The 17,134-nt window shown below is 71.9% G+C and carries 16 protein-coding genes; 6 read left to right on the forward strand and 10 right to left on the reverse strand.

Translation table 11 applies throughout. The features are described 5' to 3' along the window. Positions 1–43: 43 nt before the first annotated feature. From ACFQ7C_RS09775 to ACFQ7C_RS09790, 4 genes are all read right to left on the reverse strand, one after another. Positions 44–1,171, reverse strand: coding sequence for a glycosyltransferase (locus tag ACFQ7C_RS09775; protein WP_378899750.1), 1,128 nt, complete (start codon positions 1,169–1,171; stop codon positions 44–46). A 2-nt stretch (positions 1,172–1,173) separates the two neighbouring features. Further along, on the reverse strand, positions 1,174–2,655 hold the full coding sequence (locus tag ACFQ7C_RS09780) for an LCP family protein (protein ID WP_378899753.1): 1,482 nt from the start codon (positions 2,653–2,655) through the stop codon (positions 1,174–1,176). Further along, complete coding sequence (purE, locus tag ACFQ7C_RS09785) at positions 2,652–3,119, reverse strand: 5-(carboxyamino)imidazole ribonucleotide mutase (protein ID WP_378900222.1); 468 nt, start codon at positions 3,117–3,119, stop codon at positions 2,652–2,654. The genes ACFQ7C_RS09780 and purE overlap by 4 nt, the downstream gene beginning before the upstream one ends. A gap of 106 nt (positions 3,120–3,225) precedes the next feature. Continuing rightward, the gene (locus ACFQ7C_RS09790; protein WP_378899756.1) at positions 3,226–4,362 is read right to left on the reverse strand and encodes a 5-(carboxyamino)imidazole ribonucleotide synthase; all 1,137 of its coding nucleotides are present in this window, start codon (positions 4,360–4,362) and stop codon (positions 3,226–3,228) included. A 232-nt stretch (positions 4,363–4,594) separates the two neighbouring features. On the opposite strand from ACFQ7C_RS09790, the gene ACFQ7C_RS09795 reads away from it, so the two are divergent. Continuing rightward, entirely contained in the window at positions 4,595–5,128 is a 534-nt protein-coding gene (locus ACFQ7C_RS09795) for an RNA polymerase sigma factor (protein WP_378899759.1), read from the forward strand. Between the two features lies 1 nt (position 5,129). Then, positions 5,130–6,203: a hypothetical protein gene (locus ACFQ7C_RS09800; RefSeq protein ID WP_378899762.1), complete on the forward strand. Its 1,074-nt coding sequence runs from the start codon at positions 5,130–5,132 to the stop codon at positions 6,201–6,203. 25 nt (positions 6,204–6,228) lie between these two features. Here the strand turns inward: ACFQ7C_RS09800 and ACFQ7C_RS09805 are convergent, their stop codons facing one another. Together ACFQ7C_RS09805 and ACFQ7C_RS09810 are read right to left on the reverse strand one after the other, a co-directional pair. Then, positions 6,229–6,813 (reverse strand): PH domain-containing protein, encoded by a 585-nt coding sequence (locus ACFQ7C_RS09805; RefSeq protein WP_378899765.1) that lies wholly within the window; start codon positions 6,811–6,813, stop codon positions 6,229–6,231. Positions 6,814–6,888: 75 nt separating this feature from the next. Beyond that, positions 6,889–7,698 carry a biotin--[acetyl-CoA-carboxylase] ligase gene (locus tag ACFQ7C_RS09810; RefSeq protein WP_378899768.1) on the reverse strand — a complete coding sequence of 270 codons (810 nt, stop codon included), beginning with the start codon at positions 7,696–7,698 and terminating at the stop codon, positions 6,889–6,891. 170 nt (positions 7,699–7,868) lie between these two features. On the opposite strand from ACFQ7C_RS09810, the gene ACFQ7C_RS09815 reads away from it, so the two are divergent. Both ACFQ7C_RS09815 and ACFQ7C_RS09820 read left to right on the forward strand, forming a co-directional pair. Beyond that, positions 7,869–9,476 carry an acyl-CoA carboxylase subunit beta gene (locus ACFQ7C_RS09815; RefSeq protein ID WP_378899771.1) on the forward strand — a complete coding sequence of 536 codons (1,608 nt, stop codon included), beginning with the start codon at positions 7,869–7,871 and terminating at the stop codon, positions 9,474–9,476. After that, entirely contained in the window at positions 9,473–9,721 is a 249-nt protein-coding gene (locus ACFQ7C_RS09820) for an acyl-CoA carboxylase subunit epsilon (protein ID WP_378899774.1), read from the forward strand. The genes ACFQ7C_RS09815 and ACFQ7C_RS09820 overlap by 4 nt, the downstream gene beginning before the upstream one ends. A gap of 353 nt (positions 9,722–10,074) precedes the next feature. On the opposite strand, the gene ACFQ7C_RS09825 is transcribed toward ACFQ7C_RS09820, so the two are convergent. From ACFQ7C_RS09825 to ACFQ7C_RS09840, 4 genes are read right to left on the reverse strand one after another with little or no spacing between them, the layout of a single operon-like run. After that, on the reverse strand, positions 10,075–11,187 hold the full coding sequence (locus ACFQ7C_RS09825) for a hypothetical protein (protein WP_378899777.1): 1,113 nt from the start codon (positions 11,185–11,187) through the stop codon (positions 10,075–10,077). Beyond that, positions 11,184–12,434, reverse strand: a complete 1,251-nt coding sequence (locus ACFQ7C_RS09830) for a sensor histidine kinase (protein ID WP_378899780.1) — start codon at positions 12,432–12,434, stop codon at positions 11,184–11,186. Before ACFQ7C_RS09830 ends, ACFQ7C_RS09825 begins: the two co-directional genes overlap by 4 nt. Next, positions 12,424–13,101, reverse strand: coding sequence for a response regulator transcription factor (locus ACFQ7C_RS09835; RefSeq protein ID WP_378899783.1), 678 nt, complete (start codon positions 13,099–13,101; stop codon positions 12,424–12,426). Before ACFQ7C_RS09835 ends, ACFQ7C_RS09830 begins: the two co-directional genes overlap by 11 nt. Positions 13,102–13,123: 22 nt before the next feature. Continuing rightward, positions 13,124–14,467: a class I SAM-dependent RNA methyltransferase gene (locus tag ACFQ7C_RS09840; protein ID WP_378899786.1), complete on the reverse strand. Its 1,344-nt coding sequence runs from the start codon at positions 14,465–14,467 to the stop codon at positions 13,124–13,126. Positions 14,468–14,502: 35 nt separating this feature from the next. On the opposite strand from ACFQ7C_RS09840, the gene ACFQ7C_RS09845 reads away from it, so the two are divergent. After that, positions 14,503–15,186: a Maf family protein gene (locus ACFQ7C_RS09845; protein ID WP_378899789.1), complete on the forward strand. Its 684-nt coding sequence runs from the start codon at positions 14,503–14,505 to the stop codon at positions 15,184–15,186. 151 nt (positions 15,187–15,337) lie between these two features. Beyond that, positions 15,338–17,104, forward strand: coding sequence for an acetyl/propionyl/methylcrotonyl-CoA carboxylase subunit alpha (locus tag ACFQ7C_RS09850; protein WP_378899792.1), 1,767 nt, complete (start codon positions 15,338–15,340; stop codon positions 17,102–17,104). Positions 17,105–17,134 lie beyond the last annotated feature (30 nt).

Raw genomic sequence — 17,134 nt, forward strand, 5'->3', positions numbered from 1 at the left:
CGGTCGACGGGAGGGTTGCCGCGGTGGGTCTTCGCGCCCACGGCTACAGCTCGGCGTGCAGCATCCACACCTTGTCGGCGGCCTCGCGCCACGAGAAGGCGCGGCCCCGATCCCCCGCGAGCACACCCAGGCGCTCGGCCGCGGCGGTCGACCCCACCCCTGAGGCCAGCGCGGCGCCAAGGCCCTCCGACAGCTCGGCGGCGCCTGAGGCCGGGACCAGCACTCCCCCGTCGAACACGACCTCGTCGTGCACCGCGGAGGACGCCGCGACCACCGGCACGCCGAGAGTCAGGGCGTCCACGACGCGCCACGGGAAGGCCGCGCGCCGCGACGGGGCCACGAATGCGACCGCTGCCCCGAACACCGCGGCCCGATCGGCCGCCTCCAGAACCCCTCGCACGTGCAGCGCCCGCTCCGGCAGTCCCGCCGCGGACGCGAGATCCGCGACAGCCGGCTCGTGCCCCTCCTCGACGTCGATCACGACGACAGGGAGCTCGACACCGGATGCTGCGACCGCCGCGAGTCCGGCGTCCAGCCCCTCCGAACCCAGCGGGCCTCCGGCGAGCAGCACGTAGCCCTCCGGCACGCCCAGCTCGCGTCGACGCCCGACCTCGTCCGTCGGCACGGAGAAGCCGAGGGGAGAAGCACCGGCGATCACCCGTATGCGGTCCCCCAGCGGAGCGATCTCGACGAGCCGCGCAGCAAGAGAATGCGTCGGCACGACCACGGCGTCCGCGTGCTTGACGGCGCGCTTCAGCATCGCCTTCTGCCACGCGACGACGGCCCGCGGCAGCTCGGCGGGCGATTCCCAGGGCCGCAGGTCCCAGACGGTGATGACGGTCTGGTCGTGGTCGTGCACCCGGTCGTGGCGCACGAGCGGTGCGAAGAGCGACGGCGAATGGATCATGCCGCCGCCGATGCCGGTGCCGACGCCCAGCTGGAGGGCGGCCGAGAGCTCGCGGCGGGGCAGCGCCGTGCGCCGCACCCCCGCCAGTCCCGGCACACCGGCCAACGCGTCCTCAGGCCCGCCCGCCGGCGCGATGGCCTCGACCTCGCATCCCGGCGGCGCACCCAGAACCAGCGCACGTGCGAGCTCGCGCGACGCCTCGGCCAGCTCCGGCTCGGAAGGCGCAACCAGCTGATCCAGCACGACGCGAAGAGTTGCGACCACGCTCACTCTCCCGACGGCGTGGGGGTCGGCGGGTGGAGCGTGGTCTGCACGAGCTCGGCGATGTACGCGTAGTCGGGGTCGAACTCGTCGATCCCGCCTGCGGGTGTCAGCTCGAGCGTCTGCACCTGCTGCTCCTTGGCCTTGACGGCGAGGTCGACGAGTGCCGGGATGAGCGACTGGGGCAGATCCGTCTCGACGATGTCGGCGCCCGCGGCCGCCACATCCTGGAAGCGGGTCAGCACCACCTGAGGCGTGAACTGGGACAGGATCGCCTCCTGCAGCTCGCGCTGGCGCCTCATGCGGTCGAAGTCGCTCGTCGTGTAGCGCGAACGGGCGTACCACTGGGCAGTGTCGCCGTCCATGTGCTGCGGGCCTGCCTCGATCCAGCCCGACGCCCAGTCCTCGGCAGGCTCGCCGGGGTACGACGGGCCGCCGCCCTTGGGCAGTCGTTCGACGACATTGATGTCGACGCCGCCCAGAGCGTCGACGAGCGAGGCGAACCCGTGCATGTCGACGAAGACGAAGTACGGGATCTCGATGCCCAGGATGCCGGACGCCGCGTCCTTCGTCGCCTCGATCGCCGGTGTCGAACCGATGCCTTCGGCATCGGGATAGAGCCCCGTCCCACGATCCTCCCGACACTGCTCGACGGCGTTGGTCAGCTGGTTGATCCCGCTCCCCCACCCGCAGTTCGAGTCGCCGTGCCCCTCGAAGCCGTTCGGGTACTGGTCCTGCATCGGACCCTCCGCGAACGGGAAGTTCGGCATGTCGCGAGGGATGCCGGTGATCGTGGTGGCGCCTGTCTCGGCGTTGACCGAGACCACCGAGATGCTGTCGAATCTCATCGAGTCGCGGCCCTCGCCGCTGTCGGCGCCGAGCAGCAGGATGTTGTAGTACCCGTCGTCCGGCGGCACGGTCGGCCCGCTCGCCCCGAAGATGGTGCTGATCGTGCTGCGCACGGTCCCCACGGCATTCGACGCATATACAGCCGTCCCACTCGCGACGACCAGGAGCCCCACAGCCGCCAGCGCGATCGCGAACCGCGCCACGCCGCCGGTCTTGACCAGGCGCACGAGCCTCAGCGTGTCGATCGTCAGCACGATCCACAGCAGGGCGTAGCTGATCAAAAGCCCCTGGGCGATGAGCAGCGGCAGCGGGCGCAGCAGTCCGAGCCAGTCCGGGAGCCAGGCGCTCGTCACGATGCTCAGCCCGGCGGTCGGCGACAGCAGCGCGAACAGGACGGCGATGACGAGGAGCACCCACATGACCAGCGTCGCGGCGATCCCGAAGCGACCCAGCCTGCGGTTGCCCGCGAGCACCTGGGCCGAGCCGGGGATCAGGAAGTTCAGCCCGACCAGCCACCACCCCCGGCGCGTCATGACGGCGCGGGACGAGGCATCCGGATTCCGCATCGGGCGCTCCTCGACGACGCCCGGACGTGACGGGCGGGCGGGCGTGGTGCGAGGCGCGCTCACGACGCTCACAGCGACTCCTTGAGCCGCCGGTTCTTCTGCTCGACCTGCGCTTCGAGATCGCGGGCGTACGCCTCGACGCGATCGGCGACCTCGGGATCGGACGCCCCGAGGATGCGCGCGGCGAGGAGTCCGGCGTTCTTCGCGCCGTTGATGGAGACGGTGGCGACCGGGATGCCGGCGGGCATCTGCACGATGCTCAGGAGCGAGTCCATGCCGTCGAGGGTCGCGAGCTGCACCGGCACCCCGATGACCGGGAGCGCGGTGACGGATGCCAGCATGCCCGGCAGGTGCGCCGCGCCGCCGGCGCCGGCGACGATGACGCGGAGGCCGCGTGCGCGCGCCTCGCGCCCGTAGCGGATGAGCTTGTCGACCGTGCGATGCGCCGAGACGACCTCGACCTCATGCGGGATGCCGAAGTCGGTGAGCGCCTGGGAGGCGTCGCTCATGACCCGCCAGTCGGAGTCGGAGCCCATGACGACGCCGACGAGCGGCGCCTCGGAGGAATGAAGGGGCGCAGTCACTCGTCAAGGCTAGGGGGCGAGGCTGGAAACTCCCCGCAACGGCGCGCTTCCGCGCCGTTCAGTCGAGGAAGAAGGATGCTGCGGCCCGCGCCTGGTACGCCACGTCGTCGAGTTCGTCGCCGACGACGTTGACGTGCCCGACCTTGCGACCGGGACGCGGTGCCTTGCCGTAGGTGTGGACCTTCGCCTGCGGGTGCTCGTCCATGGCGGCGGCGAAGCGGGCGTCCAGGGACTCGTCCGCCGGGCCGCCCAGGATGTTGACCATCACGGCCCAGGCCGCGACCGGGTCGGTGTCGCCGAGCGGCAGGTCGAGGACGGCGCGCAGGTGCTGCTCGAACTGGCTCGTCACGGCGCCGTCCTGGCTCCAGTGCCCGCTGTTGTGCGGACGCATGGCCAGCTCGTTGACAAGGAGCCGCTCGTCGGTCGTCTCGAAGAGCTCGACCGCCAGCATCCCGGTCACGCCGAGTCCCTCGGCGATCGAGACGCCGATGTGGGCCGCCACCTGCTGCAGGCGATCGCTCGAGTGGGGAGCGGGCGCGATCACCTCGGCGCACACGCCGTCGCGCTGGACGGTCTCGACGACCGGGTAGGCGCGGACCGCGCCCGAGGGGCGCCGGGCGACCTGCTGCGCGAGTTCGCGCGTGAAGTCGACCAGCTCCTCGACGAGGAGGGCGCCGCCGCGCGCGTCCTCGGCCAGGGTGGCGAACCAGTCGTCGGCCTCGGTGCCCGCAGACACGACGCGTACGCCCTTGCCGTCGTAGCCGCCGCGCGGCGTCTTCACGACCGCCCGGCCGCCATGGTCGTCGATGAAGGCCTGCAGCTCGTCGGCGTTCGTGACGGCCGCCCAGTCGGGCTGCGGCATCCCGAGCTCCTGCAGCCGGGCGCGCATGACCAGCTTGTCCTGCGCGAACTTCAGCGCACCGGGACCGGGGTGCACAGCGACGCCCTCGCCGACGAGGGTCGCGAGGACGTCCTGCGGCACATGCTCGTGGTCGAACGTGACGACGTCGACGTCGCGCGCGAAGGCGAGCACCGTTGCCGCGTCGCGGTAGTCCCCGACGGCGGTGGCGGCGAGGGATGCCGACATCCCCTCGTCTTCGGCGAGCACGCGGATCTCCACTCCGAGCTCGACCGCCGGCGCGATCATCATGCGGGCCAGCTGCCCACCCCCCACGACTCCGACTCGCAGCGCCATGCCACTCCCTCTCTGCAGACTCCCTCCATCATCCCGCACCGCGGAACGGCGAACGCGCGGGGTGAGGGCTGCGGGCGAACGCGCGCGGCCAGGCCTGCGGCAGACGCGGCTCATCGCTGCTGACCGTCGGATACAGCCCTGCGCGAGCGCGGAGAGATCGCAATTCGGTAACGAACGTGGAGACGGACCACGGGGGAGCGAACCTTTCGCCCGTTGGCGGACACTTAAGGATGTGAACGAACTCGACGGCGACGACTGGCAGAGGGTGCTCGGCGGCGACGCCTCCGCACTCGACCCGCTGTTCGCCAGACACGCCCAACGGCTCTTCCGCCAGGCCTCGCGGCATGTCAGCGTGCGGGAAGACGCGAAGGACGCCGTGGTCATCGCGTTCTACGAGCTGTGGCGACGTCGCAGTCAGGTCCGACTCGTGGATGGGTCCCCGCTCCCCTGGCTGCTCAACGCCGTCACCAACTCCGCTCGGAACCTCGAGCGATCCGCTCGGCGATACCGAAATCTGCTCGAGTCCGCGGGGAGGGATCTGGATCGAGGTGTCAGCGATCCTCCGGAATCCGAACCGGCCGTCATGGCCGCCCTCGATCGGCTCACCGCCCGCGAACGGAGCGTCGTCGTCCTGACGCTCATCGAGGGCTACTCGGAGAGGGACACCGCCAACGCGCTCGGGATTCCGGTCGGAACGGTCAAGTCCCGGCTTGCCCGAGCGAAGGGCCGCCTGCGCGGCGAGCTCGCACACCTTGTGGAGGCCTGAAGTGGACAACCCGACCGAACTGCGCGCCGACGAGGTTCACGCGCTCGGAGAAGCCATCGTCCGGGGAGCGACCCGGCTCGAGGCCAAGCGCCTGCGTCGTCGCAACATCGCGGCAGGCAGCATCGCCGTCGCCATGATCGTGGGTGTCGCGGGAGCAGCGTTCGCGGCGCCTTACCTGCTGCCGGCTCCCATTGCCGGGCCCACGCCCACGACGACCGAGTCGACCTCACCGACTCCAGCGCCCACGCCGACCCCGACCGTCGCCACCGAACCTCTGCAGTTGAGCGTCGCGCAGACCGAGGCCGATCTCGTCCCCGACGACGTCACGGGCGCTTTCGACCGCAGCACGACGCGACTCGTGGGTATCGATGAGGGAACCGTGCACTTCGTCGCTCGAGGGACCGCCGCCGACGCGCCGTACTGCCTCGTTCTCGTACCCGAAACGGGATCGGCGGGCTGGGCAGCCGCATGCGGCACACTCGCCGGCACTCGGGTACAGGGGCCCGCCGTGGGTGAGTCGCAACTCTCGCTACCGGGGACGAGCCCCGAGGGCTGGCGGGCTCTCGACGGCTTCGTGAGCGTCAATCCGAACGCGTCCAAGACACCGGTCGACTCCCCGCAGACGGAGGCTCCACCACCGCCGGACGAATACGGCGTCGCCCAGCTGCAGACAGAGCTGGACGGGATCGGCGCAGACGTCGCCGCGGCTTACGACACGACACAGCCCGGCTACGACCCCACGCAGTTCCAGCAGAACCAGTCGCGTCAGGCCCAGACGGAGGCGCTTGCCGCCCAAGCGTCGCAGCGACTCGGCGGTCCTGTGGCACTGATCCGGCCGACCTATGTGGGGTTCCCCGACGAAGCGACCGGTGCACCCAACAGCGTCATGTGGTGGGTGGTGACGAGCCAGCCGACGGAGTTCGCCTTCTCGTACGTACACCGTGTGAACGGGACGGACTGGACCGGTTGGGGACAGGGCGACAGGAACGCGGAGATGCTCGCCCAGCGCCTCACGACGTGGCTCGCACAGAACCAGCCGGGCGTGAACTGGACGATCGTCATCCAATCGCACTGAGGCTCCCGTCGCCGCTGACTCCGGGTCAGGCCTGCGGCAGGGGAGGCTTCGGCGGAGCCGCGGGAGGCGGGCCGGGCGGAAGCGGCTGCGCGTCGCGGTGCGCGAGGATCTGGTTCACCTCGACCTGATCGACGAGCGCCTCGTGCACGAGCTCGACGCTGGGGATGTTCGCGAGCCGCAGCGGCTCGTCGACGCCGTTGGTGAGGGTGATGGTGCCGGAGCCCCACATCCGCTGCAGGAGGCCGCGGTGCACCTTGAGGGCGTAGCCGCGCACGTGCGCGAGCTCGCGGCGCTTGACAGAGAGCACCCCCCGGCGCTCCATCACGCGCCGCGTCGTGATCGTGTAGACGTGACCGGCCCACGCGAGATAGGGCAGCACGACGAGCAGCAGCACCACGACCGCGGCGGCGGCCAGCAGCATCCAGTTCTCGAACGGCGCGGGGAGGTTGCCGTAGAGGTAGCCGCATGCGGCCGCGACAGCGATGAGCACGAGCGCCGACCAGGCGAGCCGCCGGGCATGCGCGCGGAAGCGCGCGACGAGCAGCTCCGGTGTGGGGGCGCCGGGGGCCGGCGTCAGCGGCCTGCCGCCGTAGCTCGTCGGCTGCGTCATATCCCCATTGTGCGGTGCGCGGCCGACAGTGCGGTGCGCACCCGCCGTTTCGCGTCATGCGCACCGCCTCCGCGGTCAGCCCGCCGGGCGGCTCCGCACGTGCACGACGTCTCCGGCGGAGACCGCGCTCTCGAACTCGGCGTCCTGCACGACCACGAGCCGGCCGTCGGCGTCGATGCGCTGCGCGCGACCCCACAGGGTGTCGCCGTTCGGCAGTGACACGGCGACATCGCTGCCGAGGGTGCTGCACAGCGACTCGACCTCCGCGAGCACCCCCGAGGCGGCGGCGTCGCCTCCCGCGAGGCCCAGCGCCGTCAGCTGCTCATCGAGAGCGCGCAGGTAGTCGGCGAGCAGGCGGTCGTCGTCGCACGTCAGCCCCGCCGCGGCGAAGGACGTCGCCGTCGCGACGGGGAGGTCGGCAGGCGGCATCCGTGTGTTCACTCCCGAACCGATCACGACGACGTCGGGATTCCCCGGCACGACCTCCGCCAGGATGCCGCAGACCTTGGCGCCGTCCATGAGCACGTCGTTCGGCCACTTGAGCGTGGCGGTGTGCACCGTGCCGACGAGCTGCGCGGCGATCGCGCGGGTCATCGCGGCCCCCGCGACGAGCGGGATCCACCCGCGCGCGACGACCGGCAGCGCCGACGCGTCGACCGCGACCGACACGGCGAGCGCCGACCCGGGCGGAGTGACCCACGTGCGGTCGAGACGCCCGCGGCCGGCGCGCTGGTCGGTCGTCAGCAGCAGCGACAGATGCGGCCACTCGTGCGGCGCGTCCATCACGTGCCGGACGACGTCGGCGTTGGTGGAGTCCGTGGTCTCGACGACCTGGACGCGCGGACTCACGGCGGCGGCGAGCGGAAACCCCTCGGAGATCGACATGCGCCTCACGCTACGCCCCTCGCCGGGCGCGGAACTCCACCCATTCGCGATTCCCGTGCCGAGGACCCGCGAGAGGGTGGACTGCGCAAGTGGGGGCTCCGAGGATGGACAGCGGATGCCGCAACCCCTTGTGCGAACCCTCCAACGGATCGACCGAGGCCGCCGATAGGGTGGAATCCGTGACTCAAGCGCCAGAGCAGCCCGACCTGTCGACGACCGCCGGCAAGATCGCCGACCTCCGCGCCCGCTTCCAGGAGGCCGTCCTCGATCCCGAGGAGGTCGCCAGGGAGAAGCAGCACGCGAAGGGCAAGGGCACGGCGCGGGAGCGCATCGATCAGCTCCTCGACACCGGCAGCTTCGTCGAGCTCGACGAGTACGTGCGCCACCGCACCACCGCGTTCGGCATGGACCGCTCGCGTCCGTACGGCGACTCCGTCGTCACCGGCGTCGGCACGATCCACGGCCGTACCGTCGCGGTGTACTCGCAGGACTTCTCGACCTTCGGCGGATCGCTGGGCGAGGTCGCCGGCGAGAAGATCATCAAGGTCATGGAGTTCGCGCTGCGCAGCGGCATCCCCATCGTGGGCATCCTCGACTCCGGCGGCGCGCGCATCCAGGAGGGCGTCGTCGCCCTCGGCAAGTACGGCGAGATCTTCCGCCTGAACACCCGCGCATCGGGCGTCATCCCGCAGATCTCGATCATCATGGGTCCCGCCGCGGGTGGGGCGGTGTACTCCCCCGCCCTCACCGACTTCGTAGTGATGGTCGACAAGACCAGCCAGATGTTCGTGACCGGCCCCGACGTCATCAAGACCGTGACCGGCGAGGACGTCGGCATGGAGGAGCTCGGCGGCGCGCACACGCACAACACGCGCTCGGGCGTCGCGCACTACCTCGCCGAGGACGAGGACGACGCGATCGACTACGTGCGCACGATGCTCGGGTTCCTGCCCGACAACAACATGGCGGAGCTGCCCGTCTACGAGACGGGCTTCGAGTTCGAGACGACGGATGCCGACCGCGCATTGAACGCGATCATCCCCGACTCGCCCAACCAGCCGTACGACATCCACCAGGTGATCCGCGGCATCGTCGACGCCGAGGAGTTCCTCGAGGTGCAGCCGCTGTTCGCGCCGAACATCGTCATCGGCTTCGGCCGCGTCGAGGGGCGCTCGGTGGGCATCATCGCGAACCAGCCTTCGCAGATGGCCGGCACCCTGAACATCGAGGCCGGCGAGAAAGCCAGCCGCTTCGTCCGTTTCTGCGACGCGTTCTCGATTCCCATCGTGACCCTCGTCGACGTGCCCGGCTACCTCCCCGGCACCGACCAGGAGTGGACCGGCGTCATCCGCCGCGGCGCGAAGCTGCTGTACGCCTACGCCGAGGCGACCGTGCCCCTGGTCACCGTCATCCTGCGCAAGGCGTACGGCGGCGCCTACATCGTGATGGGGTCGAAGCAGCTCGGCGCCGACGTCAACCTCGCGTGGCCGACGGCGGAGATCGCGGTGATGGGCGGCCAGGGCGCCGTCAACATCCTCTACCGGGGCGAGATCAAGCGCGCGGAGGAGGCCGGCGAAGACGTGGCGGCCGTCCGCACGCGCCTGGCGAACGAGTACACGTACAACGTCGCGTCGCCGTTCCTCGCGGCCGAGCGCGGCGAGCTCGACGGCATCATCGAGCCGGCGGCCACCCGCGTGTCGATCGCCAAGGCCCTGCGGGCCCTCCGCGGCAAGCGCGCCAGCCTGCCGCCCAAGAAGCACGGGAACATCCCGCTGTGAGCATCGCCGGCGATTCGACGACGGATGCTGCGGCCCCGGCCGACAGCGTCACGATCGAGGTGCGTCGCGGCGCACCGACCGAGGACGAGCTCGCCGCGCTCATCGCCGTCGTGAGCGAGGCATACACCGGCGAGGCGGCGGAGGCCGTGGCGGACGATCGCGACCGCCGCAGCGGGTGGGAGCTCTCGCAGCGCTCCCTCCGCCGGCCGCTCGACCGCGATCTCGGCTGGGGACGATTCGGCTGAGCCCGCGCGCAGAGCACGTGTCAGCCGAATTCGCGGTTTGTCCCCCGAAATACCTACAGACACACCCCCTGCGACCCCGAGATACTTGATCCGCTGGAACGCTTCTGCGTTCGGTCGATCCGACACCGCTCTGCGGTGGCCCCGGATCCGGCCAGGCGGACGGTTTTCGGGTAACCGTCCGCGCAGGCGAGGGGCGGGCGGCTTCGCCGCCCCTCGCCTCCTTCGGCTCCCGCTCTCCGCCAGGAATCCCCTCCCCCTTTCCGGCGGGGAGCGAGTCTGCCCTCGAACGGGCGCGACTCCGTCGTTCCGTGAAGCGACAGGACGCGGCATCCGTCTCGATTCAGACGTGGGCGTCAGACGCGACCCGGGTGCGGGATCTCGCGCCAGAGGTCGACGGAGTCCTCGTCGCTGGGGCCGCCCATCGAGGGCGAGCGCCCGACGACGGTGACCGCCACGCGCTCGTCGGGCGACGTGCGGATGTAGAGGCGGTCCGAGCTCGCCGAGCGCAGCGCCTCGGCCAGCTGGGCGCGGATGATGCCGAGGGTCTCGTCGTCGACGTCGTCGAGCCCGCCCTCGTCGAGGACGGTGACGTTCGCGCCGCGGCGCCGCGCCCGCTCGAGCTCGGCGCGCACCTCGTCGTCGAGCAGTCGGGGGCCCCGCATCTCGTCGCGCAGCCGGCCCTCCGCGATGCGCGCCTCGAGCCGATCGGCGTCGGTGAGCACGCCCGCGTGAGCGACCGTGCGTGTGAGCACCGGCCCCGCCACGGCGAGCGCCCGCTGCACCTGCACGCGCCGCTCGCGCTGACGGACGACCTGCGACGTCTGCCAGCCGGTGGCGGCGCGCTGCAGACGCGTGAGGCGCGATGTGTCGCGCGCGGCACGGTCCATGGAGAACACGAGCAGCTGGGCGCACGTCACCCACACGATGGAGCCGACGAGCCCGAGGGCGAGGGCGTTGACCGGGCCCATCCAGAGGAACGAGGCGATCGTGAGCAGGACGATCCCCGCCCAGGCCGTCCAGGGTCGGCGCCGGACCATCACGATGGTCATGAGTGCGCCGATGCCGCCCAGGTACCAGGTGGCGAACGGAGCCTGCCGCGAGGTCTCGCCCACCGCGATCGAGATCGCGCTGGGCACGATGGCGGCGCACGCGAGCGCGAGGATCTGGGCGACGACGGGCAGCGGGAGCGGACCGCGGATGCCGTCGGTCTGGGCCTCGCCGGCGTCGTGCGGCGCCGCCTGGGCGGGCAGTGTCGTCGGGAACGGGGCGGCCGCGGGGTGCGCGGGCGAGCGCACGGACGCCGGCTCCCAGAAGATGCAGAGCCACGTCGTCGCGAGGTAGAACGCGAGCGTGACCACCACGACGAGCGGCTGGGGCACGGAGGCCGTCCACCACAGTCCGCGCGCGGCGAGGTACGCGGTGAAGGCCACCGCCAGCACGACCAGCACGTTCTTGACGCTGATCATGCGGGACTCTCCTGCCAGGTGAGGCGCACGACGGTGCCGTGCGGGCCGGTCTCGAGGTCGGAATGGCCGCCGACCGCGGCGACGCGCGCCACGATCGAGGCGCGGATCCCGAGGCGGTCGTCGGGCACGGCGTCCAGGTCGAACCCCTCGCCCGCGTCGTGCACCTCGACCCGCACGCGGCCTCCCGCCGCCATGACGGCGACGCCGAGCCCCGCGCCGCCCGCGTGCTGCAGGGCGTTCGCCACGGCCTGCGTCGCGGCGAGCGTGAGAGCGCGCGCGACGCGTCCGGGGATCGTCGGCGCGGACGCCTCGATTTCGCGCTGCACGTCGACGTCGACGCCCAGCTCGCTCGCGGCGGCGCCGATCTCGGCGGCGAGCGCCGCGGCATCCCACGGCTCGTCGGTGCCCTCGTGCGCGTCCTGCTCGGTGTTGGCGAGGCGGGTGAGCGCCTCTCGCGCCATCGTCGCGGCCAGCGTGCGCTCGCGCGGCGTGCTCGCGCGCTCGGCCGCGATGAGGGCGGCCAGCACGCTGTCGTGCATGAGCGCCGCGACGGCGACGCGCTCCTGCTCCGCAGCATCCGCCGCCGCCGCCTGGGCGTACGACGACACGGCACGTGCGCGCGTCTCGTCGACGTTCACGGCGACCGAGCGGAAGAGCCAGCCGAGGGTGAGGATGACGCCGCCGAGGATGAGCGCGAACGACACGTCGAGCCCGACGGCGGGGAGGAAGTCCGGGTTGAATCCGACCTGGATCATGCGCACGACGCCGAACAGGAGGGGCGCGAGGATCGTCCAGCCGATCTGGAGCGGGAACGGGAAGGCGAGGACCGCGGCGAGCGTGGCGAGGTTCACCAGGTACCAGATCCACGGCTCGTCGAGGGTCGTCGGGACGATGCCGGCGGTCGCGATCGGCCATGCGACGAGCGCGAGCACGTACACGAGCGCGAACGCGCCGGCGGCGACCCGCACGGCGCGTCCGATCACGCAGGCGAGGATCATGACGGCGAGCGAGCCGAAGACGGAGATCATCAGGACCTCGTGCCAGACCGGCCGCTCGTCGGTCGATCCCAGCGCCGTGAGGAACGCCTGCACGCCGAGGATGAGCGAGCCGAAGCCGCCGGCCACGAGCGAGATGATCCTCTCGACGCGGGACCGCGTGAACGACCCGATCCCCGCCGTCGTCTGCGGCGAGTGCGGGATCTGCCCCCACGCCGTGTCGAGCACGCCGGTCTGCGTGTCAGCGGCCACGCGTCATGTCCCCCGGATCTGCAGAGGGCTCGACGAGGATCCCGTCCTCGACGGCCCGGTGCAGCAGATCGATCTTCGTCGGCGCGGGTCGCCCGACCTCGACGTACTTGACGCGGATGCGGGTGATGTTCTCCTTCGCCGTGGAGTACGCGACTCCGAGGCGATCGGCGACCACCTTGAGGGGCAGCCCTGCGGCGTACAGGCGCAGCACGTCGCGCTCCCGCGCCGACAGCTGCGCGTCGGCGAAGGCGCGGTCGCCTTCGACGGCGCTGGCCCACTCGACGTTGTTGAGCGGCTCGCCCCGTGCGACCGTGCGCACGGCGGCGATCACGTCGCCGATGGGCGAGGACTTGCTGACGACCCCGGCGGCACCCGCGGCGAGGGCCTCGCGCACGGCGGCAGGCCGGTCGGCGACGCTGTGGATGATGACGCTGGACCCGTCGAGCACGAGGCGCCGCACGTTCTCGGTGACGGTGGTGCCGTCGCCGAGGGTCAGGTCGAGCACGACCACGTCGGCGGGCGCCTGACGCGAGAAGGCGCGCCAGTCGACGTACTCGGTGACGGTGCTGCCCGAGAACGCGACGCTCATCGCGTCGGCGCGGGCGCACGCGGCCTCGAGGCCGAGCCGGACCGACTCGTGATCGTCGATGAGGGCCACCCGCGTCATTCCGCCAGCCTAGCGACGAGTGTCACCCGCGGGTGAGAACCGCCACGGCTTCGACGTGATGCGAATTCGGAAAAAGGTCCAGGCCATCGACACTTGCGAGCTCGTACCCGCCCGCGCGGAAGGTCGCGACGTCGCGCGCCAGTGCGACGGGGTCGCAGGCCACGTAGACGACGGTCGAGGGCGCGAGCGAGGTGAGGTGGTCCACCACCTCGCGGCCGGCTCCCGAGCGCGGCGGGTCGAGCAGCACCACTCCCCGCGACAGCCGCTCGCGTTCGGGGACGGATGCCTCGGCCGCGAGCCGCGCGAGCCATCGGTCGACCCGCGCGGTCTCGGCGCGCGCGCCGACCCAGTCGGCGAGGTTCTCGCCGGCGTGCTCGGTGGCGCGCGCATCGGACTCGACGCTCGTCACGCGCGTCGAGGCGCCGCCGAGGTCGCCGAGCGTCGCGGCGAAGAGCCCGACGCCGCCGTAGAGGTCGAGGTGCCACGCGTCGGGGTCCACCGCGGGGGCGTCGCCGGGAAGCGCGCCCAGGGCGGCGGCGACAGTCGTCGTGAGGGTGTGCGCCGCCAGACGGTGGACCTGCCAGAACCCGCCGGCGTCGACGCGGAAGTCGCGGCCGCCGACGCGCTCGAGGACGACCTCGGGAGCCGGCGCTCGGCGGGACTTGGCGGAGGCCGGCCGTGCGCCGCGGCGTCGGGACGCAGCATCCCGTTTCGCGTCCGGACGCGGCAGCACGCGCACGCGGCCGTCGGCGGGCTGCACCAGGTCGACGCGGCCGGGCTCGCCGCCGTGCAGAGCGAGCGCCGCGCGCTCGACCGCGGGGGTGGCGAGCGGCAGATCCTCGAGCGGCACCACACGGTGGCTGCGCGCGGCGTACTGGCCGACGTTGCCGTCCGCGTCGACGTGCAGGCTCACGCGGGTGCGCCATCCGGTTCCGTCGACGGACTCGCCGTCGGGTTCGTCGCCCTCCGCTGCGGGCAGCGGCGCAACGCCGCTCATCGTCGCGGCGGGCTCGGCGATGCCGCCGAACCGCTGCAAGGCGTCGAGCAGCACCTCCCGCTTGAGCGCGCGCTGGTGATCGAGCGCGATGTGGCCGAAGTCGGCGCCTCCGGGGCGCTGCTCGGGCGGCACATCGACGTCGGCCTGCCGCCACACGTGCAGCTGCCGGTGCGGCGAGGCATCGAGCACCTCGAGGGTCTCGCCCCGCCAGAACGACTTCTTCGCGGTGTCGGTGAGCCGCACGCGCACGCGCTCCCCGGGGATCGCGTCGGGCACGAACACGACGCGCCCCTCGTGCCGGGCGACGAACACGCCGCCGTGGGCGACGCCCGTGATGTCGAGGTCGAGGAGGTCGCCGGTTTCGCTCACCCGACGAGCCTACGTCCGCCGCGTACTGTGAGGGGATGCGCGTCTGCCTCGCCTCGACCTCGCCCGCCCGGCTCATGCTGCTCGGGCAGTTCGGCATCCGTCCGCTCACCGTCGCCCCCGACGTGGACGAGGAGGCCGTCATCGCCGCGGTGGAGGCCGCGGAGGACCGCACGCTCGCGCCGGACGAGCACGTCCTCCTGCTGGCACGACGCAAGGCGGCTGACGTGGCCGCACGACTGCGCGACGACATCCCCGACTTCGACGGCATCGTCATCGGCGGCGACTCGATGTTCGAGCTCGACGGCGAGGTGCTCGGCAAGCCCTACACGCCCGAGAACGCCGCCGCCCGCTGGCGCGAGATGCGCGGGCGCACCGGAGTCCTGCACTCCGGCCACGCTGTGGTGCGCATCGAGCCGGGCGAACCCCCGCGCGAGGTGCACGCGACGGCTGCGGCATCCGTCTCCTTCGTCGCGGACGTGACGGATGCCGAGATCGACGCCTACGTCGCGACCGGCGAACCCCTGCACGTGGCGGGCGCGTTCACGGTCGACAGCCTCGGCGGCGCGTTCATCGAGCGCGTGGACGGCGATCCCTCGACGGTGGTCGGCATGTCGGTGTCGGCGCTGCGCCGGCTCGTGCGCGAGGTCGGGGTCGAGTGGACGTCGCTGTGGAACACGTCCGACCCGTCCCTGGGTGCCATGGACATCGACGTGCCGTGAGCGGGAAGCGGTGCACATTCGGCGCGCTGTCGTTCGCGGAAAACCGGGCGCAATGAGGGCGTTCCCTTTGTAGTAGGAAGCCCACGTTTCTCGCCGGTTCTTGTACGAACCGCTCAAAAGCCCTCGGGATGCCGTCGGTAGGCTGGCATCCATGCCTCAGATCGCCAAGGTTCTCGTTGCCAACCGCGGCGAGATCGCCGTTCGCGTCATCCGCGCCGCCCGCGACGCCGGGAAGGGGTCGGTCGCCGTCTACGCCGACCAGGACCGCGACGCCATGCACGCCCGCCTCGCCGACGAGGCGTACGCGCTCGAGGGCGCGACGAGCGCCGAGACGTATCTGTCGATCGACAAGATCCTCTCCGTCGCGCGCCGCTCCGGCGCCGACGCGGTGCACCCCGGCTACGGCTTCCTCGCCGAGAACGCCGACTTCGCCCGCGCCGTGATCGCCGCGGGCCTGGTCTGGATCGGCCCGTCACCTGAGGCGATCGAGGCTCTCGGCGACAAGGTGACCGCCCGCGCCGTGGCGGAGAAGGTGGGCGCACCGCTCGCCCCCGGCACCCCCGGCCCCGTGGCCGGCGCCGAGGAGGTCGTCGCGTTCGCCGAAGAGGTCGGCCTGCCGATCGCGATCAAGGCCGCGTACGGCGGCGGCGGCCGCGGCCTCAAGGTCGCGCGCACCCTCGATGAGGTGCCCGAGCTGTTCGAGTCGGCGACCCGCGAGGCGATCACCGCCTTCGGGCGCGGTGAGTGCTTCGTCGAGAAGTACCTCGACAAGCCGCGTCACGTCGAGACGCAGTGCCTCGCGGATGCCGCGGGCAACGTCGTCGTCGTCTCGACGCGCGACTGCTCGCTGCAGCGCCGCCACCAGAAGCTCGTGGAAGAGGCTCCGGCACCGTTCCTCAGCGACGAGCAGAACAAGATCCTCTACGACGCCTCGAAGGCCATCCTCAAGGAGGTCGGCTACGTCGGCGCGGGCACGTGCGAGTTCCTGATCGGGGCCGACGGCACGATCTCGTTCCTCGAGGTGAACACGCGCCTCCAGGTCGAGCACCCGGTCTCGGAGGAGGTCACCGGCATCGACCTCGTGCGCGAGCAGTTCCGCCTCGCCGAGGGCGAAGAGCTGGGCTACGCCGACCCGAAGCCCGAGGGCCACTCGATCGAGTTCCGCATCAACGGCGAGGACCCGGGTCGCGGATTCCTCCCCCAGCCGGGCCCCATCCACGTGTTCAAGACGTTCGGCGGCCCCGGCATCCGTCTCGACTCCGGCGTCACCGCCGGCGACAGCGTGTCGGGCGCGTTCGACTCGTTGCTCGCGAAGATCATCGTCACGGGGCGCGACCGCGCCGAGGCGCTCGAGCGCTCGCGCCGTGCGCTCGACGAGTTCGAGGTGTCGGGCCTGCCCACGGTGCTGCCCTTCCACCGCGCCGTCGTGCGCGACCCCGCGTTCACCGCCGAGGACGGCCGCTTCGGCGTCTACACGCGGTGGATCGAGACCGAGTTCGTGAACGACATCGCTCCGTGGGACGGCGAGCTCAGCGAGCCGACCCCGTCCGAGGCGCGCCACACGGTCGTCGTCGAGGTCGCCGGCCGCCGCCTCGAGGTGAGCCTTCCCGACCGCGTCGTGGCGCCGGTCGGCGTGGCCGGACGTCCGGCGGCCGTGCCGCCGTCGCGGCGCTCGCACTCCCCCTCGGTCGTCGCGGGCGCCTCGGGCGACGCGGTGAAGTCGCCGATGCAGGCCACCGTCGTGAAGGTCGCCGTCGAGGAGGGCCAGCAGGTCGTCAAGGGCGACCTCGTGATCGTCCTCGAGGCGATGAAGATGGAGCAGCCCATCCAGGCCCACAAGGACGGCGTCATCGGCGCGATCAACGCCGACCCCGGCGCGACGGTGTCGGCCGGGCACCAGCTGCTCACCATCTCCTGACGGGTCCTCGACGCGGCGCCGCACGCGCGG

The sequence above is a fragment of the Microbacterium sp. NPDC056569 genome, assembly GCF_042793475.1.
Classification (GTDB): Bacteria; Actinomycetota; Actinomycetes; order Actinomycetales; family Microbacteriaceae; genus Microbacterium.

Excerpts from the sequence above, each read along its gene's own strand:
- purE (WP_378900222.1), bottom strand. The coding sequence starts at position 3,119 with ATGGGCTCCGACTCCGACTGGCGGGTCATGAGCGACGCCTCCCAGGCG.
- ACFQ7C_RS09790 (WP_378899756.1), bottom strand. The coding sequence starts at position 4,362 with ATGGCGCTGCGAGTCGGAGTCGTGGGGGGTGGGCAGCTGGCCCGCATG.
- ACFQ7C_RS09805 (WP_378899765.1), bottom strand. The coding sequence starts at position 6,813 with ATGACGCAGCCGACGAGCTACGGCGGCAGGCCGCTGACGCCGGCCCCC.
- ACFQ7C_RS09810 (WP_378899768.1), bottom strand. The coding sequence starts at position 7,698 with ATGTCGATCTCCGAGGGGTTTCCGCTCGCCGCCGCCGTGAGTCCGCGC.
- ACFQ7C_RS09825 (WP_378899777.1), bottom strand. The coding sequence starts at position 11,187 with ATGATCAGCGTCAAGAACGTGCTGGTCGTGCTGGCGGTGGCCTTCACC.
- ACFQ7C_RS09835 (WP_378899783.1), bottom strand. The coding sequence starts at position 13,101 with ATGACGCGGGTGGCCCTCATCGACGATCACGAGTCGGTCCGGCTCGGC.
- ACFQ7C_RS09845 (WP_378899789.1), top strand. The coding sequence starts at position 14,503 with ATGCGCGTCTGCCTCGCCTCGACCTCGCCCGCCCGGCTCATGCTGCTC.
- ACFQ7C_RS09850 (WP_378899792.1), top strand. The coding sequence starts at position 15,338 with ATGCCTCAGATCGCCAAGGTTCTCGTTGCCAACCGCGGCGAGATCGCC.